Annotated in this window: 20 protein-coding genes and 1 tRNA gene; 14 read left to right on the forward strand and 7 right to left on the reverse strand. The window is 70.0% G+C overall.

The genetic code is table 11. From position 1 onward, the window contains the following. Positions 1 to 99: 99 nt before the first annotated feature. Positions 100 to 2091 carry a bifunctional copper resistance protein CopD/cytochrome c oxidase assembly protein gene (locus tag AC2DFQ_RS12430; RefSeq protein WP_484534346.1) on the forward strand — a complete coding sequence of 664 codons (1992 nt, stop codon included), beginning with the start codon at positions 100 to 102 and terminating at the stop codon, positions 2089 to 2091. Between the two features lie 695 nt (positions 2092 to 2786). Here AC2DFQ_RS12430 and AC2DFQ_RS12435 read toward each other — a convergent pair. Both AC2DFQ_RS12435 and AC2DFQ_RS12440 read right to left on the reverse strand, forming a co-directional pair. Continuing rightward, positions 2787 to 3896 carry a hypothetical protein gene (locus tag AC2DFQ_RS12435; protein WP_484534109.1) on the reverse strand — a complete coding sequence of 370 codons (1110 nt, stop codon included), beginning with the start codon at positions 3894 to 3896 and terminating at the stop codon, positions 2787 to 2789. A gap of 44 nt (positions 3897 to 3940) precedes the next feature. Further along, positions 3941 to 4798, reverse strand: coding sequence for an NAD(P)/FAD-dependent oxidoreductase (locus AC2DFQ_RS12440; protein ID WP_484534110.1), 858 nt, complete (start codon positions 4796 to 4798; stop codon positions 3941 to 3943). A 52-nt stretch (positions 4799 to 4850) separates the two neighbouring features. On the opposite strand from AC2DFQ_RS12440, the gene AC2DFQ_RS12445 reads away from it, so the two are divergent. After that, the gene (locus tag AC2DFQ_RS12445; RefSeq protein WP_484534111.1) at positions 4851 to 5297 is read left to right on the forward strand and encodes a MerR family transcriptional regulator; all 447 of its coding nucleotides are present in this window, start codon (positions 4851 to 4853) and stop codon (positions 5295 to 5297) included. Between the two features lie 46 nt (positions 5298 to 5343). Then, on the forward strand, positions 5344 to 6720 hold the full coding sequence (locus AC2DFQ_RS12450; RefSeq protein ID WP_484534112.1) for an ATP-dependent DNA helicase: 1377 nt from the start codon (positions 5344 to 5346) through the stop codon (positions 6718 to 6720). Positions 6721 to 6940: 220 nt separating this feature from the next. Here the strand turns inward: AC2DFQ_RS12450 and AC2DFQ_RS12455 are convergent, their stop codons facing one another. Then, positions 6941 to 7591, reverse strand: a complete 651-nt coding sequence (locus tag AC2DFQ_RS12455) for a biliverdin-producing heme oxygenase (RefSeq protein WP_484534113.1) — start codon at positions 7589 to 7591, stop codon at positions 6941 to 6943. A 65-nt stretch (positions 7592 to 7656) separates the two neighbouring features. After that, positions 7657 to 7965 (reverse strand): DUF2470 domain-containing protein, encoded by a 309-nt coding sequence (locus AC2DFQ_RS12460; RefSeq protein WP_484534114.1) that lies wholly within the window; start codon positions 7963 to 7965, stop codon positions 7657 to 7659. Between the two features lie 136 nt (positions 7966 to 8101). Between AC2DFQ_RS12460 and AC2DFQ_RS12465 the strand changes: the two genes are divergently transcribed. The 7 genes from AC2DFQ_RS12465 (at position 8102) to AC2DFQ_RS12495 (ending at position 15094) form a co-directional block, all read left to right on the forward strand. Beyond that, entirely contained in the window at positions 8102 to 9379 is a 1278-nt protein-coding gene (locus tag AC2DFQ_RS12465; protein WP_484534115.1) for a serine hydrolase domain-containing protein, read from the forward strand. Beyond that, positions 9376 to 10296 carry an EamA family transporter gene (locus AC2DFQ_RS12470; RefSeq protein ID WP_484534116.1) on the forward strand — a complete coding sequence of 307 codons (921 nt, stop codon included), beginning with the start codon at positions 9376 to 9378 and terminating at the stop codon, positions 10294 to 10296. The genes AC2DFQ_RS12465 and AC2DFQ_RS12470 overlap by 4 nt, the downstream gene beginning before the upstream one ends. A gap of 145 nt (positions 10297 to 10441) precedes the next feature. Next, a complete protein-coding gene (locus tag AC2DFQ_RS12475; protein WP_484534117.1) occupies positions 10442 to 11758 on the forward strand; it encodes an MFS transporter in 1317 nt (438 codons plus the stop codon). Between the two features lie 467 nt (positions 11759 to 12225). Beyond that, positions 12226 to 12378: a hypothetical protein gene (locus AC2DFQ_RS12480; RefSeq protein WP_484507677.1), complete on the forward strand. Its 153-nt coding sequence runs from the start codon at positions 12226 to 12228 to the stop codon at positions 12376 to 12378. Beyond that, on the forward strand, positions 12378 to 13133 hold the full coding sequence (locus AC2DFQ_RS12485) for a response regulator transcription factor (RefSeq protein ID WP_484534118.1): 756 nt from the start codon (positions 12378 to 12380) through the stop codon (positions 13131 to 13133). The genes AC2DFQ_RS12480 and AC2DFQ_RS12485 overlap by 1 nt, the downstream gene beginning before the upstream one ends. Before the next feature lie 102 nt (positions 13134 to 13235). Further along, entirely contained in the window at positions 13236 to 13754 is a 519-nt protein-coding gene (locus AC2DFQ_RS12490; protein WP_484507679.1) for a DUF1269 domain-containing protein, read from the forward strand. A 170-nt stretch (positions 13755 to 13924) separates the two neighbouring features. Beyond that, a complete protein-coding gene (locus AC2DFQ_RS12495; RefSeq protein ID WP_484534119.1) occupies positions 13925 to 15094 on the forward strand; it encodes a glycosyltransferase in 1170 nt (389 codons plus the stop codon). Here AC2DFQ_RS12495 and AC2DFQ_RS12500 read toward each other — a convergent pair. Both AC2DFQ_RS12500 and AC2DFQ_RS12505 read right to left on the reverse strand, forming a co-directional pair. Continuing rightward, positions 15084 to 15695 carry a TetR/AcrR family transcriptional regulator gene (locus AC2DFQ_RS12500; RefSeq protein ID WP_484534120.1) on the reverse strand — a complete coding sequence of 204 codons (612 nt, stop codon included), beginning with the start codon at positions 15693 to 15695 and terminating at the stop codon, positions 15084 to 15086. The genes AC2DFQ_RS12495 and AC2DFQ_RS12500 overlap by 11 nt on opposite strands. A 150-nt stretch (positions 15696 to 15845) precedes the next feature. After that, positions 15846 to 16427: a TetR/AcrR family transcriptional regulator gene (locus tag AC2DFQ_RS12505; protein WP_484534121.1), complete on the reverse strand. Its 582-nt coding sequence runs from the start codon at positions 16425 to 16427 to the stop codon at positions 15846 to 15848. 99 nt (positions 16428 to 16526) lie between these two features. Here AC2DFQ_RS12505 and AC2DFQ_RS12510 point away from each other — a divergent pair, with 99 nt between their 5' ends. Continuing rightward, positions 16527 to 16955: a hypothetical protein gene (locus tag AC2DFQ_RS12510; protein WP_484507683.1), complete on the forward strand. Its 429-nt coding sequence runs from the start codon at positions 16527 to 16529 to the stop codon at positions 16953 to 16955. A gap of 59 nt (positions 16956 to 17014) precedes the next feature. On the opposite strand, the gene AC2DFQ_RS12515 is transcribed toward AC2DFQ_RS12510, so the two are convergent. After that, positions 17015 to 17088: transfer RNA gene (locus AC2DFQ_RS12515), tRNA-Gly, on the reverse strand. A 180-nt stretch (positions 17089 to 17268) separates the two neighbouring features. On the opposite strand from AC2DFQ_RS12515, the gene dcd reads away from it, so the two are divergent. The 3 genes from dcd (at position 17269) to AC2DFQ_RS12530 (ending at position 20549) form a co-directional block, all read left to right on the forward strand. Further along, positions 17269 to 17874, forward strand: a complete 606-nt coding sequence (gene dcd / locus AC2DFQ_RS12520; protein ID WP_484507684.1) for a dCTP deaminase — start codon at positions 17269 to 17271, stop codon at positions 17872 to 17874. Positions 17875 to 17911: 37 nt separating this feature from the next. Then, the gene (locus AC2DFQ_RS12525; RefSeq protein WP_484534122.1) at positions 17912 to 19042 is read left to right on the forward strand and encodes an ROK family transcriptional regulator; all 1131 of its coding nucleotides are present in this window, start codon (positions 17912 to 17914) and stop codon (positions 19040 to 19042) included. A gap of 262 nt (positions 19043 to 19304) precedes the next feature. Beyond that, positions 19305 to 20549 carry an extracellular solute-binding protein gene (locus AC2DFQ_RS12530; protein WP_484507686.1) on the forward strand — a complete coding sequence of 415 codons (1245 nt, stop codon included), beginning with the start codon at positions 19305 to 19307 and terminating at the stop codon, positions 20547 to 20549. Positions 20550 to 20568 lie beyond the last annotated feature (19 nt).

Here is a 20568-nt window from a genome sequence, read left to right on the forward strand (position 1 = left end):
ACTCCACCCGCCGCTGACGCGTCGCGCGGAGCCTCCGGGCGCGTGGGCCCACCCACGCCCACTCCACCCGCCGCTGAAGCCGCGCGCGGAGTGCGCGGAGTGCCGAGCCGGGGAGACACGGCTCGGGTGCTGCGACTGGTGGGCCCGGCGGTCCTCGTCGCCGCGGCGCTCGCGTTCCTCGTGTGGGGTCTCGCCTTCGGCGGGGGTGCGGCGCCGCTCGTCCTCGGCGACCCCGGCCCCGTGGTCCGCTGGGGTCTCCCGGTCGCCACCCTGGCGGTGAACCTCACCGCCGCGGTGATGGTGGGTTCGCTCGTTGTCGCCCTCTACGCGCTGCGCGCGGGTGACCGCGCGTTCGATGCCGCCCTCGACGCCGCATCCGCCAGCGCAGCGTTGTTCACGGTGGCCTCGGCGGTGACGGGCTTCTTCACGTTCGTGAACACCATGAACGCGACCCCGAGCGCGGACGCGCTGTTCGGCCAGCAGCTGGGCCGGTTCCTCGTCGAGGTGGAACTCGGGCGCACCTGGCTGCTCACCACCGTCGCGGGCGCCGTGCTCACGGTGCTCACCTTCGCCGTCCGGTCCTGGACCGCGACCTTCTTCGTGGCCGTCCTCGCCCTCGTCGCCCTGGTGCCGATGGGCACCCAGGGGCATTCCGGCGAGGAGGCCAACCACGACTCGGCCGTGGTGGCGCTGGTCCTGCACATCCTCGCCGCCGCGGTGTGGCTGGGCGGATTGATCCTGCTGGTGCTCATCCGTCCGGTCCTGGACCGGGCGACGCTGGCCACCGTGCTGCTGCGGTACTCGAGCATCGCTCTGGTCGCGTTCGTGGTGGTAGCGGTGTCGGGAACGGTGCGCGCGTCCGTCGGGATCGGCGGATGGGACGCCCTCGCCTCGCCGTACGGGGTGCTCGTCCTGGTGAAGGTCATCGCTCTTCTGGCGATGGGCGCGCTCGGTGCCTGGTACCGCCGCCGCCTCATCGCCCGGGCCGGCGAAGAAATCGCCTCCCGCCGGTTCTGGGGGCTCGTGCTCCTCGAGCTGGCGTTCATGGGGGTCGCCAGCGGTGTCGCAGCCGCCCTCGCCCGCACACCGCCCCCGGCGTCGGTGAACGCTCCGACCCTCGACAGCCCCGCCGAGATCCTCACCGGCGCTCCGCTTCCGCCCGAGCTGAGCTTCGAGCGCTGGCTGACGACGTGGGACGTCGACCTCCTGTGGCTGTTCGTCGTGGCGTTCGGGCTGTTCTTCTACCTGGCCGGGGCGTGGCGTCTGCACCGCCGCGGCGACGCGTGGCCGATCTACCGCACGGTGTTCTGGGTGGCCGGGATGCTGCTGCTGCTGTGGGTCACGTGCGGCCCGATCAACGCGTACCAGGACTACCTGTTCAGCATCCACATGGTGGGGCACATGCTGCTCACCATGGCAATCCCGCTTCTCCTGGTGCCCGGGGCGCCCGTGACGCTCGCCGCCCGCGCCATCCGCCGCCGGGACGACGGAAGCCGGGGCGGTCGCGAGTGGATCCTCTGGGCGGTGCACAGCCCCGTCGCGCGGGTGCTGACCAATCCGTACATCGCCGCGGGGCTCTTCATCGGATCGCTCTGGCTGTTCTACTACACCGACCTCTTCCGCTGGTCGCTGTACGACCACCTCGGGCACGAGTGGATGGTCGCCCACTTCCTGCTCACGGGATACCTCTTCGTGCTGTCCCTCATCGGCATCGACCCGGTGCCGTACCGGTTGCCCTACGCCCTCCGGCTGTCGCTGCTCATCGGGGTCATGGCGATGCACGCCTTCTTCGGCATCGCAATCATGATGCAGTCGGGTCTCATGGTGGCCGACTGGTTCGGCTCGATGGGGCGCACGTGGGGGCCTGACCCTCTCGAGGATCAGTACATCGGCGGTGGCGTGGCGTGGTCGATCGGCGAACTGCCGACCCTCATCCTGGCGATCACCGTGGCGATCCAGTGGAGCCGCTCGGATGACCGCGCCCAGCGCCGCCGCGACCGGCACGCCGACCGCACGGGGGATGCCGAGCTGGAGGAGTACAACGCCCAGCTCGCGGCTCTCGCCGAGCGGGACGCCCGCGCCGCGCGCTGACCTGCCCCGTCCCTCATCCTCCGTGTCTCACATTCCGCGCTGACCCGCGCCGTCCCTCATCCTCCGTGTCTCACATTCCGCGCTGCATGTCTCACGTTCGGCAACTTCAGCGCCTCACCGTTGCAGGAAGTGAGACATGCCGGACCGGGCAGAAAGTGAGGCATCCCGGACTGGGCAGAAAGTGAGACATGCCGACCGCGCCGCGCGCTGACCCCCGCCGTCCCGCCGGACCCGCGCCCTGCGCTGACCCGCGCCGTCCCTCATCCTCCGTGTCTCACATTCCGCGCTGCATGTCTCACGTTCGGCAACTTCAGCGCCTCACTGTTGCAGGAAGTGAGACATGCCGGACCGGGCAGAAAGTGAGGCATCCCGGACCGGGCAGAAAGTGAGACATGCCGACCGCGCCGCGCGCTGACCCCCGCCGTCCCGCCCGACCCGCGCCCTGCGCTGACCCGCGCCGTCGCTCATCCTCCGTGTCTCACATTCCGCGCTGCATGTCTCACGTTCGGCAACTTCAGCGCCTCACTGTTGCCGAAAGTGAGACATGCCGGACCGGCAGAAAGTGAAGCATCCCGCACTGCTGCAGGAAGTGAGACATGCCGGACCTGGCAGAAAGGGTGACATTCCTGCCCGGGGAGAAAGTGAGGCATCCGGCACGTTGCCGAAAGTGAGACATGCCGCACGGGGGCGGGCGGCTACGGGGCGTTGTGGCCCTCGACCTGGATGGATGCCGTGCCGTCGGGGAGCACGGTGATCGAGCCGGAGACGACGAACGGCACGTCCTCCTGCACCGTGCGCACCGAGCCGTCGAAGAGCGAGCGGATGTCGACATCGATGTGCGCGACCGCCTCGGTCGCCACGATCCGCCATCCCGCGCCATCGGGCTCGACGCTCACCTCGGGCTGCTGCAGGATCGACCAGGTCGGAGCGTCGACGATGCGGTTGCGCACCTGGAAGCCGAAGGGGCACCCGGTCGGCTGCAGCACCGCCTGCGCCGCGCAGGCGGAGAGGAACTCGTCCATCCGTTGCTGCACGACGGAGACGAATTCCTCGGTCGCGTCCGCCTGGATGTCTAGGGGGATGCCCGTCTGCGGCGCGTCGGCGAGCACCGCGACCCCGGGGGTCGCCGAGATCGCGGTGGTGACGGACACCGAGTACAGTCCCGGCGAGAAGATGAGCAGCGGCAGGGCCACGAGCGGGTCGACCTCCGCGCCATCCGGGGAGACCTGACGCTTGTCGATCTCGAAGCCGTTCACGTCGAAGCGCATCGACCCCCGCACGGTGAGGCTCATGACCGCGAGCGGGCTGGTATCGAAGCGCCAGGCCGGCGCAATGCCCGTCCAGCCGTCCTGTGCCACGGAGAAGGTGGTTCTCCCCGGAACCCCACCCGCTTGGTAGGAGACGGTGATCTGCGTGCGATCGCCGTCGTGCTTCTCGCCCACGACCTCCACATCGGTGAGCGCGGCCAGGGCGTCGCGGCGCAGCAGCACATCGGATGCGGCGGGGGTGAGTCCGGCCGCTTCCAGCTGCTGACCGTCCAGCGCGACGCCGGGCACCTCTCGGGCGTCGGCGGCGCGCCCCTCCGACAGCAGGTCGAGGTAGCGCAGCACGAAGGCGGTGGGGCTGTACACCTCGCGGTACAGGGCCGCCCCGCCGGCGCCGAGGGCGCTGAACAGCAGAACGCCGACCACGGCGAGAGCGGTGAGCTCACCGGCCAGCCGGCGGCGTGCCCGACCGGCGGGCGCGCCAGGGGGCGTCGCGACCGTCGTCGGCCGCGGAGCGTCCGATATCGAGGCCGTCTCCACGGTCTCAGTCTAGGAAACCGGTCCTCCGAAAGCGGTGGACGCGGTCACGGTCGGTCGCGACCCATATCGGCCATCGCGAAGCGCTGCACGATGGCGAACGCCGCCAGCTGGCCGGTGGAGAGCGCCAGCACGATCGACGACAGCGGCGCGGGCCAGGCCTCGCTCTGCGCCATGTCGCCGACGGCGTACACGCCGTCGGCGCTGGACTGTCCGACGCCGTCGACGGCGACCAGGCCGAGCGGGTTCCGGGTGAGCCCGAGCTGCTCGGCGAACGGTGCCCCCTGGGAGGAGCGGGGCAGGACGAAGACCCCGCCCACCTCGAGTGTCGACCGGTCCGCCAGGTGCAGCTGTAGCCCGTCGGCGGCTGGCGTCACCCGCTCGAGCTCCGCCGGCGCGATGACGTGCACCTCCGACGCGATCGGGCGGAGCTTGGCAGCCTGGATGGCGGCATGCGGGTTCTCGTCCACTACGGCGACGGGACGCCCGGCGAACTCGTGTCCGTGACAGAACGGGCAGTGCGCGACGAGTTCTCCCCAGTGCTCTGCCAGCCCCGGGATGTCGGGCAGGGCGTCGATGAGGCCGGTGGCCAGGATGACCGTCCGCGCGCGGATCACCGCGCCCCCGGCCGTGGTCGTCGAGAACCCGCCCTCGGCGCGTGCGAGGGATTCGACCGCCTCATCGCGCACCTCCACGGTGTCGTAGGCGCCGAGTTCCGCGCGGCCGCGCCGGCGCATCTCCGCCGGAGACTCCCCGTCGAGCGTGAGCACGTTGTGGGCGTGCGCGGTGGGGTCGTTGCGGTAGACGCCGGAATCGAACAGCACCACGGTGCGGTGCACCCGCCCGAGCGTCAAAGCCGCCTGGAGGCCGGCGGGGCCGCCACCCAGAATCACTGTGTCGTACATGCCACTCCTCGTAGTTGTTGCGAACTCGACGATCCTGTGACTTCATGTTGGGATGAAGTCAAGTGGCGAGGCGATCGGCGATATCGCGGCACGGTTCGGTCTGGACACCCATGTCCTCCGGCACTGGGAGGAGGTGGGGCTTCTGCATCCCGAACGCGATCCCGCCGGAAGGCGGCGGTACTCCGACAGCGACCACGTCCGCATCGCGGTCATCCTGTGCAGCAAGGCGTCGGGGATGAGTCTCGAACAGATCTCGACCCTGTTCGAGACCGCGCCGGCCGATCGCAACCGCATCCTGCGCGAGCATCTGGCCGACCTGGAGCGGCGCGCCGCGGAAATCGAGCGAGCCCGCGAGATGGCCGACCACGCCCTGCACTGTCGCGCGCGCGATGTCGGCACGTGTCCGCGCTTCCGCATCCACGTGTCGGAGCTGACCGTCAGCACCCCCGACGACCGCGCCCGAACCGCACGCCGGCGCCGGACGGCCGCTGCGGCGTGACGCGCGTGAGCGTCACACGCGGTCGATGCCGAACTAGCATGATGCGGTGAGCACGCCGCCCCCCTCCGCATCCCCGGGGCTCTCGGCCGAGCAGGAGGCGCTATTCCGGCTCATCGAAGACACGCGTGAGCACGTGTTCGTCACCGGGCGCGCCGGGACGGGCAAGTCCACCCTGCTGCAGCACCTGGCCTGGAACACGAGCAAGCAGATCGCGGTCTGCGCTCCCACCGGTGTGGCGGCGCTGAACGTCGAGGGTCAGACGATCCACTCCCTGTTCCGGTTGCCGATCGGGCTCATCGCAACGGGGGAGATCGAGCAGTCCGATGCGACGCGCAAGCTCCTGAACGCGATCGACACGCTCGTGATCGACGAGATCTCCATGGTCAACGCCGATCTGATGGACGGCATCGACCGTTCGCTGCGGCAGGCCCGGGGCCGCCGCGCGGAGCCCTTCGGGGGAGTGCAGCTCGTGATGTTCGGCGATCCGTACCAGCTCGCCCCCGTCCCGCCCCGCGGTGACGAGATGCGCTACATCCGCGACCACTACCGCTCGTTCTGGTTTTTCGACGCGAAGGTGTGGGCCGGCGACAGCGCGAGCGACGGCATCCTCGAGCTGGGCCGGCATGGGGCCGACCTGCACGTGCGGGAGCTCGTCGAGATCCACCGTCAATCAGATCCGGCGTTCAAGGCGTTGCTGAACGCGGTGCGTTACGGCCGCGTGACGGCCGACATGGCGGGCGTGCTCAACGGTGCGGGGGCGCGGACCCCGCCGAATCCCGCTGACGGCGAGCATCCCATCATCACTCTCGCCACGCGCAACGACATCGTGAACACCATCAACCGGCGTCACCTGGACGAGCTGGTCGGGCGGATGCAGACGGCCAACGCCGAGATCAGCGGCGACTTCGGCCGGGGCGAGGCCAACTATCCGGCCGAGCAGGAGCTGAAGCTCAAGGTCGGTGCGCAGGTGATGTTCCTGCGCAACGACGTCTCCTCGTATGGCGAGCCGCCGCGCTGGGTCAACGGCACGATCGGAACCGTCACGCGCATCGCCGGCGGCACGGTGCGCGTCGAGGTCGACGGCACCGAGCACGATGTGGAGCCGGCCGTGTGGGAGAGGTTCCGGTACTCCTACGACCCCGGCAAGCGCACCCTCTCCCGCGACGTCGTCGCGGAGTTCACGCAGTTCCCGCTGCGACTGGCGTGGGCCGTCACCATCCACAAATCCCAGGGCAAGACCTACGACCGCGCCGTGATCGACCTGGGTTCGGGTGCGTTCGCCCCCGGGCAGACCTACGTCGCCCTCAGCCGCCTGACCTCCCTGGACGGCCTCTACCTCTCCCGCCCTCTCCGCCCCAGCGACATCCGCGTCGACCCCGACGTGCAGCGCTTCATGAGCACGGCCCTGCGCGCCCGCGCCTAGCCCGTCCCGTCCCGTCCCTCCCTTCCGTCCCCTCCGTCCCCTCGTCCCGCGCCGAGAAACGACAAGCGGGACGAGAATCAACGCGCCGCGTCGTTTCTCGTCCGGAACGTTGTTTCTCGCAGGGCGCGGGGCGCAGGGCGGCAGGGTGCAGGGCGCAGGCGCGCAGGGCGCAGGCGCGCAGGGCGCAGGCGCGCAGGGCGCAGGGGCGCAGGCGCAGGGGTCAGGGTGCGGCGGCCTTGGCGCGGGCGAGGTCGTGGAAGAGCTCGGTGTTGAAGCGATAGGCCACGAGCACCTCGTCGATGACGCGTCCCTGCTCCGCCGCATCCCACGGCGCGGCATCCAGCTGCTCCCGGTACAGGTCCTTGAACGCCTTCGGGTCGGCGATGTCGGCGAAGACGTAGAAGCCGATCCCGTTCGTCTCGAAGCCGAAGCGGCGCTGCATGAGACGTCCGATGAACTGGCCGCCGGAGAGGTCGCCGAGGTAGCGCGTGTAGTGATGAGCCACGAATCCGCCGGCCCACGCCGTGCCGACGGTGCGGATGCGGTCCACATAGCGCCGGGTGGTGGGCAGCGGCTGGATCCTCTCCCGCCAGTCCGCGCCGAGGAGGAACTCCAGGTCGGCCTCGAGGGCGGGCAGCCGGGTGAGCCTCTCGGAGATGAACGCGGCGGCGACGGGGTCGGCGCGCATGCGGTCGGCGGCCGCTTCGAGCGCGGCGTAGATGAACCAGTGCTGGGCGACGAGGGCGATGTAGTCCTCGCGGGTGCCTTCCCCCGTCATCAGGTCGGACATGAACCCGGAGTGCTCGCTCGAGGAGTGCGCGGCGCTCGAGCGTTCGCGCAGCGCGCTCGAAAACGGAAGACCGTCGCTCATACGCGTCATCATAGGGGAGAGTTAGGCGAGCCTAACTACGAGTTTGCTGAGGCCGGTGCCGGCCGTCAGTCGTGCGGGCGGGGCTCGACACCCAGCCGCCGGCACGCCTCGTCGTAGAGGGCGACGACCTCCCGCCGCACCGCGCGGCGCTCGGTGATGGGTCCGCCGGGCCAGGGCACGCGCAGAGCCGACGCGGTGCCGTCGGCCGTCACCACCGACCACTCGCCGCCGTCGCCGTCGAACCCCGTCATCTCGGCCTCGGCGATGTGCGTCCCCCCGAACGCGCGGGCGATGAGGAGGTTGTCGGCGGGATGATCGGTGTTCATGTGGCCGAGCACGCCCGCGAGGGCATCGTCGGGGAAGGTGTGGGGCATGCGACCAGATTAGGGACAGTCGTGATGTAGACGTGACCGGCCAGGGGCGGAATCCCGGGGGGCCCCACGGATGGGTGTGTTTGAATTCATGGTGCGCGTCTTCAGGCGCCGGTTCCAGTTTCTCCCGGGGGTGAGGATGCGGTCACATCGCGCTCGCAGCGTCGCCGCGGCGGCTGCCGGCATCGCCGCCCTCGTGGCCGTGCTCACCGGATGCTCCGCCCCCGACCCGGTCGAGATCGAGCTGCCGCCCCAGTCGGAGGCCGCGCTTCCTGACGAGACGGCGCAGCAGCTGGAGGCGGCGGTGACCAGCGCGATGGGTGCCACCGGGTCATCCGGCGCGATCGTGGGTGTCTGGGCACCCTGGAGCGGCAGCTGGGTCGCGGGCCTCGGCACGCAGACCCCGGGCGGCGACGACACCGTCAATGCCGACATGGGCTTCCGCGCCGCCGACGTCACTCGCGCCATGACCTGCGACGTCCTCTTCCAGGTCGCTGCTGAGGGCACTGTCGAGTTGACCGACAGCGTCATCGAGTACGTCAACGGGTTCCCGGATCTCGACAATGTCACCCTCCGCCAGCTCTGCGACGGCACCGCCGGCATCGGCTCGCACTCGCCTCAGCTGCAGTCGCTCATCTTCTCGAACATCGAGCGGCAGTGGGATCCGCGGGAGCTCGCCGGCTATGGCCTCGGTCAGGGCCGGCTCGAGCCGGGCACCGCCTACCGCGACTCCGACTCCGGCTACCTCCTGCTGGGCGCAGCCCTCGAGCGGGCGACGGGACAGAGCATGCGCTCGCTGCTGGCCGACCGGGTCGCCGCACCGCTCGGTCTCGACGCGACCGAGCTGCCCACCGCCGCCGCGGCACCCCCGTCCGACGGGCCGGTTCTGCGAGGGCACTGGTCGACCGCGGATGCAGCGGGAGCATGGAACTGCGCGGAGCCGCGCGACGTCACCACGATGTCGTCGAGCGTCGGCGGGGCCGACTCCGGAGCGGTGACCGACATCACCGACCTGGGCCGCTACGCGCAGGCCCTGGCAACCGGCGCGCTGACCCCCGACGCGTCCGATCGCTTCGAGAACCGCCTGCCGGTCGCCCCCGACCAGCCGACGTGGTTCACAGCCGCCGGCGGCGCCTATCAGGCGGGCGATCTCGTGGGCCAGTACGGGTCGATTCCGGGGTACATCACCGCCGCGTTCGCCGATCCGCGTTCGGGGCTGACCATCGCGGTGGTCCTGAACAACTCCGGCGCCAATTCCGCCATCGGCGCGTGGCTCGCGTGGGAGCTGGCCGCGATCGCCTCACATGCGCCGGGCGCGGAGGGGGAGAGCATCCCCGAGGCAGGGCTGCCCTGGACCGCGCAGCAGCAGCACGACGCGATCCTCGCGAACGCGATCTGCCAGGCGCCTGCGCAGTGACCTCGGTCGCCGGGGCCGGCCGCCTCGGGCCCAGCACCGCGGTGCTGTTCGTCATCGTCGGCCTGGCGTGCCAGGAGGTGGGCGCATCCCTGGCGGTGATGCTGTTCCCCGAGCTCGGCCCGCTCGGCATGGTCATGCTCCGCCTGGTCTTCTCCGCGCTCCTCCTCCTGGCGATCGCGCGGCCGCGGCTCCGCGGACGCTCGCGTCGTGGGTGGACGTCGGTGGTGCTCTTCGGCCTCGTGCTGCTGTGCATGAACGGACTGTTCTACCTCGCGCTCGAGCGATTGCCGCTCGGCGTGACCGTCACCATCGAGGTGCTCGGGCCGCTGACGCTGTCGATCATCGCCAGTCACCGGGCGTCTGCGCTCATCTGGGCGGGGCTCGCCCTCGTGGGGGTCGTCGCTCTGGGCGGCGGCGGATGGGACCGCCTCGACCTTCTCGGTGTCCTGTTCGCGCTCGGCGCGGCGGCGGCATGGGCCTGCTACATCCTCGCGTCCGCTCGGGTCGGTAGGGAGTTCCCCCGGCTGGACGGACTTGCTCTGGCGATGCTCGTCGCCGCGGTCCTGTCGCTTCCCCTCGGCATCGCCGACGCCGGGCTCGCGCTCCTGCGGTGGGACCTCCTGGCCGTCGCGGCCGCGGTGGCGGTGCTCTCCTCGGCCATCCCGTACGCCCTGGAACTCATGGCCCTCCGCCGACTGCCGGCGGCCGCCTTCGCCATCCTGATGAGCCTGGGACCGGCCACCGCATCCCTCGCCGGATTCCTGCTGCTCGGCCAGCATCTCTCGCTCCTGGAGTTCGCGGGGATCGCCCTGGTGATCGTCGCGAGTATCGGCGCCGTACGCGCCGCAAGCCGGGCCGGACGCGGTGCCACCGGCTCAGGGCCGGACGACGACCCGCTCACCGAGCCACTCGGCTGACCAGCGTCGGTCCCGGTGACCCATGGGCTCGGTTTGACCGATTGTCTGACGGTAAGCCAGGATTGCTGGCGCCGTGGTTTCGATGTTCCGCTCGTACAAGGAGGTACCGGTGTCCGCTCTCTCGTCCCCACCCAGTAAGGCTCGCGTGGCCGTAGCCGTTGCCGTCGGCAACTTCATGGAGTGGTTCGATTTCGCCGTCTACGGCTTCTTCGCCGTGATCATCGGCCAGCTCTTCTTCCCGGCCGACACCGATCCCTTCGTCGCGATCCTGTCGTCGCTCGCCGTCTTCGCCGTGGGGTTCTTCATGCGACCCCTCGGGGGCTTCATCCTGGGGCCGATCGGAGATCGGTACGGGCGCCGGACGGCGCTGGTGATCTCGATCGTCGCGATGGGCATCGCCACCACGGTCATCGGGCTTCTCCCCGTCTACAGCGCCGTCGGCGTGCTCGCGCCCCTCCTGCTGGTGCTGTGCCGGTGCGTCCAGGGTCTCTCGGCCGGTGGGGAGTGGACCGGATCGGCGGCGTACCTCATCGAGTCGACCCCGACCCCGCACCGCGGCAAGTTCGGGAGTGTCATCTCCGCCACTGCGGCCCTGGCCACGATCGTCGGCAGCCTGTTCGCGCTGTTCCTGAACAACGTGCTCTCCGAGACCGACCTGCTCTCCTGGGGCTGGCGTGTGCCGTTCCTCCTGGCCGCGCCCCTCACGCTCGTCGGGCTGTACATCCGACTGCGCCTGGGGGAGACCCCCGTCTACCAGAACGTCGAGTCGCGCGGCGAGGTGCAGAAGTCGCCTCTCGTGCGCAGCCTCCGTGAGAACCTGCGCCCGATCCTGCTCACGCTCGCCATCGCGGCGGTGCAGGGCACCGGCTTCTATTACCTCGCGACGTACGTCGTGAACTACCTCACCACCACCGTCGGCCTCGAGCGCGGCCCGGCGCTGGCATTCAGCGCCATCGGGCTCACGGTCTACATGATCCTGTGCCCGCTCGCCGGTGCGCTCAGCGACCGATTCGGCCGTCGCCGGCTCAACCTCATCGGAACCATCGGCTACATCGTGCTGCCGATCCCGGTGTTCTGGATGATGTCCAGCGGGCAGGGCGTGGCCGTGGTCGCCGGGATGATCCTCCTGACGCTCACCCAGTCGCTCGTGAGCGTGACGACCGTCGTCATGCTCGTGGAGCTGTTCCCAGCCTCCAACCGGTCCAGCGCGAGCGCCATCGGATTCAACATCGCGCTGGCGTTCATCGCCGGTCCTGCCGCGTACATCGGGACGTGGCTCGCGGGCACCACCGGCGACCCGGTCTCGCCGGCCTGGTACATGGTGCTGCTGGCGGTGCTGGCGCTGCCGTTCCTGTGGAAGTGGCTGCCCGAGACAGCCGGGCGCGACATCACGAGCGAGGACGACGCTCTGCGCCGCCGTGTCGTCGCTCCCGCCTCGGAGGCCCCCGTCCGCGGCGCCTGAAAGAAGCACGCCGCGACGCGCGGTGCCGGGAGCCTTCTCAGGCCTCTCCGGCACCGCGCGTCGCTGTGTGCGGCGGCCCCGCCGCGTTGCTCGTCCGCGGGCGGCCCATGCGCGATGCCGGCCCTTCTCATCACGGTTTCCCTCGTTTATGTCACCTGTGTCACGCCGGTGGGACCAATGGCTCTTACCGCACCGCGGCTGCTGAGCGAACGTAGTCGTGCGCGGCAGCGCAGCCTCGGTCCGAGGCATCCACTTCCCCCTGTGAGAGACGACCATGGCCCCGAATCGGAACGCATCCGCCCCCGCGAGGGGAGCCGAGACCCCGTTCCGTCTGAGCGAGCGCCGGGGGGCGGTCAGTGCCGCTCCCCGGCGCCTCGTCCATGTGAGCGCGGGCATCGTCGCCCGGCCATGCGCGGTCGTGGGCACGGTGACATCGGCGCATACCGCGCCGAGGAGATGAGAATGACATGAACGAGTTTTCGGGATACCCCGCCTCAGAGCCCCGGCTTCGCACCGTCGGCCCCGCCGATCTCTACCTTCCGGCGACCCAGCCGATCGACATGACCGCACTCATCGCTGCGGCGGTGGCCGCGGAGAAATCCGCGGCGGGGTCGTCGTGATGCGCCAGCACTGGGCGGAGCCGGTGTTGTGGCCGATGCGCGCGCGTGACGAGCGGGTGCCATCGACCACTCCGGAGGATGCCGCCGCAAGCCGCGCCGTCCGTGGTGACTCCGAGGGTCGCGGGGTGCGGGTGTTCGTCGTGGACGACAACGAGATCTTCCTGCTCGGGATCACGAGACTGATCGCATCGCGCGCGGGTTTCGTGGTGGTGGGACAGTCGACCTCCGCCGCCGAGGCCGCGCGCCTGGTGGCTCCCGCCCATCCCGACGTCGTGATCATGGAAGCACGTCTCCGAGACGGCAGCGGGACTGACCTGTGCGGGGCCATCCGCCGTGCGCGCCCGGACACCCGGTGTCTCATCTTCACGTCCGACGAGCGGGCCGAAACGGTCGCCGCCGGGATGGCTGCCGGCGCCTCGGGCTACATCCTCAAGCGGGTGCCCGGAGAGACGTTCCTCGATTCGGTCGGCAGGGTCTCCCGTGGGGAGGACCTCCTCCCGCCGCCCGCACGGCGGGCCTCCGTTGCTCCCGCGGGTGGACGGCTCGGACTCCTCGCCACCGGACCGAGCCTGACGCTGCGCGAGCACCAGGTGCTGGCGCTGATCTCCGATGGCATGACCAACAAGCAGATCGGCGAGTCGCTGTTCCTCGCCGAGAAGACCGTCAAGAACTACGTCTCCGGGCTCCTCTCGAAGCTCGGGTTCGAACGTCGCACCCAGGCCGCGGTTTACGGCGCGACGCGGGAACGCGCCTGATCCGCTGCGGTGTGACCGCCTCCCCCTCGCGGGGAAGCGGGACCTCCTGCTCTAGCTGCTCCGCTCGGTGACGCGGAGAGTGAGAGCAACGAAAGGAACACGATGGCTGACCGAAACTACTCATTACTCATCGCCACGTACGACGACCAGGATTCCGCGCAGACCGATTTCGATGTACTCAAGTCCGTGGAGGACGTGAAGGTCGTTGCCGCGGCGGTGCTCACCCGGGATTCCGGCGGAGAGGTCACGGTCAAGGAACACGGCGGCAGGCAACTCGCGTACGGGACCGCCGCAGGCCTCGCCGTCGGTGTCGTCGTCGGACTCTTCGCCCCGCCGCTTCTGCTGTCGAGCGTGATCGGTGCCGGTGTCGGTGCCGGCGTGGGCGAGATCGTCAAGCGTCACGAGGAGAAGTCGATCGGCGTCGACGTCGAGGAGTGGCTGCCGGCGGGATCATCCGCTGTCGTTGCCGTCATCGACGACCGGTACCTCGACCGCGTCGATCGCGCGTTCGATCGAGCGGCGAAGAAGGTCTCGAAGGCCGTGGACAAGGGTGACTTCAGTGCCGTGGTGAAGGCCCTGAGCAAGGGTGACGAGCGGATCCTCGAAGCAATCGACTCCTGATCCTCCGCGTCGGCGGCGGTTAGGGACGCCGTCGATGCCGGGTGGGCCTCACTGCCGCTCCAGGGGCGCGGAGCTTTCGGCGGGCGGGGCCCACCCGGGAGTGCGGGGTGCGCATCCCGCCGAGGTCGACGGCCGGAGCCCAATCGCACTATTCGCATTAGCATGAATGTATGCGCATTCTCCTGAGCGGCGTCCCCGCCTTCGGTCATCTCCTTCCCCTCGCAGCGATCGCCCGGGCAGCCCACGCAGCCGGCCACGAACTGCGCCTGCTCACGAGCGCAGGCATGACGGAGGCGATGGCGCTCGACCTTCCCGAGGCGCCCGTGCTCGGTGCCGGTCCGATGCCCGACGCTATCTTCGCCGAGGTGGCCCGCCGGCTCGGGGGGCAGGATCCCGCGGCAGACCCCCGCCCGGAGAGCGTCGCCGAGTTCTTCGCGGGGGCGCGCGTGGACCTGACCGTCGACCGGGCCATCGAAGTGGCCCGTGCGTGGCGACCAGACCTGATCATCGCGGAGGCGACGGACTTCGTCGGCCCGCTCGTGGCTGCTGAGCTGGCGGTGCCATGGAACGTGCTCGCCTTCGGGCCGGCCGTGCCCGACGAATTCGCGGCGCCGATGCGCGCGGTCGTTGCGTCGCGCTACGCCGACCGAGGCCTCACGCCGACCGCGCCAGAGCATTACCTCGACCCGGCACCGCTGTCGCTGCAGCCGGAGGGCTGGACTCCTCCCGTCGATCGGCTCCCATTTCGCGTCGAACCGCATCGCCGCGCCGCCCAGAGCGGGTACGTGCCGACCGACGGGTCGAAGGACGGCAAGCGCGTGGTGCTCGTGACCCTCGGCACCGTGTTCGCGGGATCGCACACGCTCGATGCGATCGTCGGCTCGATCGACCGGTCCCGCTTCGAGATCGTGGCGACGACGGGGCTGCTCCCGGACGCATCGCGCCCCGACCTCGTCGACGGGGTCCGCTATGTCTCCTTCGTCCCCCTCGCCGAACTGCTCGTCGGCGTCGACGTGGTCGTGAACTCCGGTGGAGCCGGCACCGTGCTCGCGACCCTGAGCAGAGGCATCCCGATGGTCGTCCTGCCGCAGGGGGCAGATCAGTTCGTCAATGCGGAACGGTCGGCGTCGTCCGGAGCGGCCCTCGTGGTGAACGATCCCTCCGCCGCGGGCGCGGCGCTCACCACGGTGGCCGATGAGGCGTCGTTCCGAGCCGCCGCCGAACGGATCGCCGCCGACATCCGGGCCATGCCGTCGGCCTCGGACGTGGTTGCCGAGCTCACCGGACCTCGGGCGGGTCGGGGGAGCGGCGGTGTCTCAGAGGGCGCCGTCAGGGTGTGACGAGTGCGCTGATGGCCTGGCGGGCCAGCCACGCCTGCGTGCGGTCCCACGGCCAGCCGAGGTCGGCGAGGGTGCGGAGGGCCGTCACCCCGAAGTAGAACCACAGAATGTCCAGGACGTCCTCTCGACCCACGTCGGGTCGCAGCCAACCGTTGGCGAGGAGATGTTCCGCGACCGGCGCGAGGTTGTCGCGGTACTGCCGCTCGGTCACTGCGACGGCGTCCGCAACGGCGGGCTCGGTCGGCGCCGCGCTGTACATCACCGCGATGAGCGGGAGGAGCTCCTGCATCGTCGTGCACACGCCGGCGGAGAGGGTGCGGATCGCCTCGTCGGCCGCCGTCGTGCCGCGGACCGCCGCGACGGTCTCCGCGATGCGGGGGTTGCTCGTGCCGCGCTCGATGAGCGCGATCGCGATCTCGGCCTTGCTCCCGACGCTGCCGTAGACGGTCGTCACAGCCACGTCTGCGTCGCGCGCGATGTCAGCGACGGTGGTGCGCGCGAAGCCGCGCGAGGTGAAGAGCGCCTCGGCGGCGTCGAGCACCACGAGCCTCGTGACAGCGGCCGCCCGCTCCCGCTGTGCGGACTTGTAGGGGCGGGCCATCCGTTCAGGGTATTCACCGTGGCCGCGCACCGCCAATGACGCCCGGCCACCCGCCCACGGACTCCGCCGGCGACCGGCGAACTCGGGGCGGCCCCGACCGAGCTCGCGGCACCGCTGATGCTCCGCTTCAGGTCGGCCGGGTTGCTGAGGTCAGTCGCTCGACGGGGGCTGCCGGCGCAGGTTCACCCGGATCGCGTCGACGGCCTCCGCCTCCGGCACCAGGCCGAGGTTCGAGAGCACCGCGAGGCCATGCACCGTGGCCCACATCCGCGTGGCCAGCCCAGGCGCTGCGTTCGCGTCGGCTGCCGCGCCCCTTTCCGCGGCGACTCGTCTCAGCACGTCGCGGTGTCGCGCCATCTGGAGGGCGAACTCCGGGCTCCGGTCGCCGACGACGTCGGGATCGTAGATCCACGCGAACCGCCGGGGGTGCGCGACCGCCCACCCCACGTAGGCGCGACCGGCTGCTTCCGCCGCGCTGACGGTGCGCTCCGGGTCATCGAGGGCGGCCACTTGCGAGTCGACGAACTGCGCCATCCATCGCTCGGCGAGTTCTCGCAGCAGCGCGTCCTTCGTCGCGAAGTGCTTGTACGGTGCGGCAGGGCTCACGCCGATATCGCGGGCGAGTTCGCGAAGGCTCAGCGATCGCATGTCGCTCGCGTCGCACGCCCGCTCCGCGGCCGCGAGCAGGCTCTCGCGAGTGTCGCCGTGATGGTACCCGCGCGATGTAGACACTGATCACATTTTGGTGCTAGCGTGACGCATTCGCAAGTGATCACTGTTCACTTAGCGACGACGTGACCGCCCGAGAACCGCCGTAAAGAAGGAAAACCCGTGACGACCGCGACCGAAACTCGCCCCCGCCAGCGCACTGTGACCGACGTCCTCCTCGCCATCAACTGGATCGCGCTTCTCGGCGTGATGTTCGGCGGGTACTCCCTGCTGCGGCTCATCAGCGCCGGCATGAGCGACCACGCCGAGCAGTTCTTCCGTGCGGGCCACGGCCACGCGGGAGTGCTGACCGTGATCGGGATGCTGTACGTGATGACGATGGCGCGCACCGGCGCCACGACCCGTACGCAGATCGTCAGCTACGTGATCTACTTCGTCGGCGTGGGACTCCTCGCCGGCGGGTTCTTCGTCCACGTGGGCGCCACCGCGGGTGAGGCCTCGTTCGGGGTTGCGGTCATGACGCCCGCCGGCGCCGTGGTCCTCGCCGGCGCCATCCTCTTCTTGGCCTTCCGGCTCGTGCGTTCTCGCTGAGGCCGTCGATCGCGTCTCCGCTCGCGCCGTGATGGCACATCCAGCGGGAGAACGGGCAATGGAGGGGCTGACGGGAATCGAACCCGCGCTATCTGCTTGGGAAGCAGAAGTTCTGCCATTGAACTACAGCCCCGCGGCCTTTCGGCGCCTCGCCAGCATAACAGCGCACTCCCGACCCTTACACCGCGAGGCAGCATCCTGCCGACGAGACCGCGACATAAGGCCAGGGTCTCGCCGGCGGCGTGCAGTCTCGCGGCCGCGTGCGGGGTCCCGGCGGGCAACGCGCGGCCGGCGGCGGCTCTAGGCTGGGCGCGTGCTGCTCTCCGACCGCGACATCATCCGTGAACTCGAATCCGGACGCATCGGGCTCGCCCCCTCCGACGCCACGATGGTGCAGCCGTCGAGCGTGGACGTGCGCCTGGACCGCTACTTCCGGTTGTTCGACAACCACAAGTACCCGTTCATCGATCCCGCCGAGGATCAGCCCGAACTCACGCGCCTCATCGAGGTCGCCCCGCACGAGCCCTTCATCCTGCACCCCGGCGAGTTCGCGCTGGGGTCCACGTACGAGCAGGTGAGCCTGCCGGACGACGTGGCTGCGCGCCTGGAGGGGAAATCATCCCTCGGCCGGCTCGGCCTGCTCACCCACTCCACCGCGGGCTTCATCGACCCTGGCTTCACGGGTCACGTCACCCTTGAGCTGTCCAACGTCGCCACCCTGCCCATCAAGCTGTGGCCGGGGATGAAGATCGGGCAGCTCTGCTTCTTCCGGCTGTCGTCGCCCGCCGGGAACCCCTACGGCTCCGGTCCGTACGGCAACCGGTACCAGGGTCAGCGCGGCCCCACCGCATCCCGGTCGTTCCTGAACTTCCATCGCACCGACGTCGGCGTGACGGACGCCGGTTCGGCCGGGCGCTGACGCGGCGTCCGCCGTCGCAGCGGGCGAGGATGGCTCGATGACAACCAGTGCCGGCACCGCCGGTTCGACGCCCCTGGAGATGCAGCGGAGCATCCCCGGGAGCAATCACGCGCGCCTGCTGAAGCTGCTCTACCGACGCGGCGATCGCTCGCGAGCAGACCTGGCCCGTGCCGCCGGAGTCACCAAGGCCACCGTGTCGAGCCTCATCGCCGAGATGCTCGAGGCCGGTCTCGTCGTCGAGACGCGGCAGCGCCCGGTGGACGGGCCGGGGCGACCCGCCGTCGACCTCGACGTGGCGCGGACGTCGTGGGTCGTGCTCGCCGTGGACCTGTCGCCCGATCATGAGTTCACGGCCGCGCTGATCGACCTCGGTGGGGCGATCCACGATCGCGCTTCCGTGACGTTGGGCGGGGCGCGCGGTGAGGACGCCTTCGTCATGGCGCGTGAGCTGATCGACCTGCTGCTCGCCCGCGCCGAGGTGCCTGTCCTCGGCATCGGGGTATGCGTCCCCGGCATCGTCGACCTCGATGGCGTTGTGCTCACCTCCCTCAACCGGGGGTGGTCGGGCCTGTCCCTGCGCGCGCGGCTGTCGGAGCACACCGGGCTGCCGGTGTGCGTGGCCAACGACGCCAATGCGGCGGCGCTGGCCGAACGCGAGGTGACGCAGGGGCGCGATGACCTGATGTTCGTGAGGGTCGGATCCGGCGTGGGTGCCGCCATCATCGCGAACGGCCAGCTGCTCCACGGTCACGATTTCTCGGCGGGTGAGATCGCCCACGTCACCACGGCCCCGGGCGGCCCCCGCTGCGTGTGCGGCCGCTTCGGGTGCCTGGAGGCGACGCTGTCGGTACCGCGGCTCGCGGCGCTGCTGCGCGGGGGCGACGGTTCGCCCGACCGGCGCGCAGAGGTCCTCGAGAACGCCGGTCACCAGCTCGGCGGCGTGCTGGCCCCCCTCGTCGGGGGTCTCGCCCTGACCACGGTCGTGGTGAGCGGGCTACCGACCTCGTACGCGGATGATCTGCTGGCGGCGACCCATGCGTCGCTGTCGGGCCGCATCCCTCCGGAACTGTCTGCCGCGCTGACCCTGCGGGGCTCCGACCTCGGCGACGACGTCATGATCCGCGGAGCGGTCATCCTGGTCCTCAGCGGCGTCCTCGGCATCATCTGAGCGGTCGCGGATCACTCCGCGACGATGACCTCACCACTTCTCTTGTCGGCCCCCGGAGTATGTACTACCGTTAAACAAATTTCGCTGACCCCCTCTTCGACGGAGGGGCCGAAGAAGCTATCCCACTCAGTGGTGCGCGAGGTGTTGTGACCGACGCTGGGTGTTGCAGGGCCTGTTAGTCGTACACACGATCAGTTACCAGACACCGGCCGTTGCGTGACACGCGGGCAGCGGCGCACCACTCGACAGTGAAGGATGCGCAATGAAGACCTACACCCGACTCGGTGCGGTGGCCGTTACGGCCGCGGCCACCTTGACGCTCGCCTCGTGCGGCTTCGGCGGATCGACCGGCGGCGGCGACGCGAGCGGCACCACGCTCGATCTGCTCGTGCCGAGCTACTCCGACAACACCCAGGCGCTCTGGGAGGACGTGATCACGGGGTTCGAGGAGGAGAATCCCGACATCTCTGTCAACCTGGAGGTGCAGTCGTGGGACAACCTCGAGTCGGTCATCACGACCAAGATCCAGGGTGGTGAGGCACCCGACATCTACAACGGAGGCCCCTTCGCCGGCTTCGCGGCCGATGAACTGCTCTACGCGGCCGAAGACGTCGTCTCGCCGGAGACCTACGACGACTTCCAGGACGCGTTCGTCGCCAACGCGGAAATCGACGGCACCGCGTACGCGCTGCCGCTCATCGCGTCCGCCCGCGCGTTGTTCGTGAACGACGACCTGCTTCAGCAGGCGGGCGTCGAGGCGGCCCCCACGAACTGGGACGAACTCCTGGATGCAGCCACCCGGGTGTCGGGCCTCGGCAACGGAATCGCCGGCTACGGCATGCCGCTGGGTTCGGAAGAGGCGCAGGCGGAAGCGGCCGTGTGGCTGTGGGGCGGCGGCGGCTCGTTCGGCAATGCGACGGAGATCACGGTCGACGACGCGGCGAACCTGCCGGGAGCCGAGCAGATCAAGGCCATGATCGACGCCGGCGCCACGCAGGCCGACCCGGGCTCGACCCAGCGCTCGCCGCTGATGGACATCTTCATCCAGGGCCGCATCGGCATGCAGGTCGGTCTGCCCCCGACAGTGGGCCAGATCGAGGAGGAGAATCCCGATCTGAACTACTCGATCGTCCCCATCCCGACCGCCGACGGCTCGCCATTCACCCTCGGAGTCATGGATCAGCTCATGGCGTTCGAGAACGACGGTGACAAGCAGGAGGCCATCACCGCCTTCTTCGACTACTTCTACACCGCTGATGTCTACGTCCCGTGGGTGCAGGCGGAGGGCTTCCTTCCCGTGACCGAGACCGGTGCCGAGGAGCTCGCCGGCGAGGAGGCGCTCGCGCCGTTCCTCGAGGTGCTCCCCGACGCGCAGTTCTCTCCGACCACCAACCCGCAGTGGTCGGCGGCGGATGCGGCGTTCAAGGCGCTGTTCGGACAGATCCAGACCATGCCCGCCCAGGACGTGCTGGCCGAGATCCAGGCGCAGGTCGACGCCGCGGGCTGATCCCGGCACGTGGCGGCGG

The sequence above is a fragment of the Microbacterium sp. Z11_20 genome (assembly GCF_057197605.1).

What these genes read in the sequence shown, in the direction of transcription:
- AC2DFQ_RS12440 (WP_484534110.1), bottom strand. Translation starts at nt 4,798, where the DNA reads ATGTACGACACAGTGATTCTGGGTGGCGGCCCCGCCGGCCTCCAGGCG.
- AC2DFQ_RS12445 (WP_484534111.1), top strand. Translation starts at nt 4,851, where the DNA reads ATGAAGTCAAGTGGCGAGGCGATCGGCGATATCGCGGCACGGTTCGGT.
- AC2DFQ_RS12455 (WP_484534113.1), bottom strand. Translation starts at nt 7,591, where the DNA reads ATGAGCGACGGTCTTCCGTTTTCGAGCGCGCTGCGCGAACGCTCGAGC.
- AC2DFQ_RS12460 (WP_484534114.1), bottom strand. Translation starts at nt 7,965, where the DNA reads ATGCCCCACACCTTCCCCGACGATGCCCTCGCGGGCGTGCTCGGCCAC.
- AC2DFQ_RS12465 (WP_484534115.1), top strand. Translation starts at nt 8,102, where the DNA reads ATGCGGTCACATCGCGCTCGCAGCGTCGCCGCGGCGGCTGCCGGCATC.
- AC2DFQ_RS12480 (WP_484507677.1), top strand. Translation starts at nt 12,226, where the DNA reads ATGAACGAGTTTTCGGGATACCCCGCCTCAGAGCCCCGGCTTCGCACC.
- AC2DFQ_RS12485 (WP_484534118.1), top strand. Translation starts at nt 12,378, where the DNA reads ATGCGCCAGCACTGGGCGGAGCCGGTGTTGTGGCCGATGCGCGCGCGT.
- AC2DFQ_RS12490 (WP_484507679.1), top strand. Translation starts at nt 13,236, where the DNA reads ATGGCTGACCGAAACTACTCATTACTCATCGCCACGTACGACGACCAG.
- AC2DFQ_RS12495 (WP_484534119.1), top strand. Translation starts at nt 13,925, where the DNA reads ATGCGCATTCTCCTGAGCGGCGTCCCCGCCTTCGGTCATCTCCTTCCC.
- AC2DFQ_RS12500 (WP_484534120.1), bottom strand. Translation starts at nt 15,695, where the DNA reads ATGGCCCGCCCCTACAAGTCCGCACAGCGGGAGCGGGCGGCCGCTGTC.
- AC2DFQ_RS12525 (WP_484534122.1), top strand. Translation starts at nt 17,912, where the DNA reads ATGACAACCAGTGCCGGCACCGCCGGTTCGACGCCCCTGGAGATGCAG.
- AC2DFQ_RS12530 (WP_484507686.1), top strand. Translation starts at nt 19,305, where the DNA reads ATGAAGACCTACACCCGACTCGGTGCGGTGGCCGTTACGGCCGCGGCC.